Below are 384 nucleotides of genomic sequence, written 5' to 3'. Positions count from 1 at the left end.
TGGGCAGACAGGCCCCCCAGTGACCCGGTATCCATCGCTCGCCAGGGGGCATAACCGTCCCCGGAAATGGGGACAAGGGTCCCGCGTTTGACATCAATCCGGTTGGGCCCTTGTGTCAATGTCAGGTTTTTCGCCTGTAGCTTACCGTTAAGCTGCGTGTGCCGGCTGATAATATCAATATCATCCTGCGCCGTCGCATCCAGCCCCTTTTCATCAACGGTGATGGCGCCTTTTTTCACTTCTAAAGCCGCTAATGCGCCCGCTTTATCAAACACCAGTTTCCCGGTCGATAAGGTGACCGCCGGGGTATTGATAAAGCCACAGCCATGACAGGTGATGCCGTTCGGGTTAGCGATAAAGACCGCGGCTTTTTGCCCCGCCACT

The 384-nt window shown here is 56.0% G+C and carries 1 protein-coding gene; it reads right to left on the bottom strand.

The window, feature by feature from the left end:
• The coding region (locus KZ793_RS17080) for a two-partner secretion domain-containing protein (protein ID WP_225816427.1) at nucleotides 1–384 on the bottom strand (384 nt) is incomplete at both ends.

It is taken from the genome of Photorhabdus antumapuensis, assembly GCF_020387775.1.
GTDB classification, from domain to species: Bacteria; Pseudomonadota; Gammaproteobacteria; order Enterobacterales; family Enterobacteriaceae; genus Photorhabdus; species Photorhabdus antumapuensis.
The sequence above is the reverse complement of the archived record's forward strand: the minus strand, read 5'-3'. Positions and strand labels throughout refer to the sequence as shown.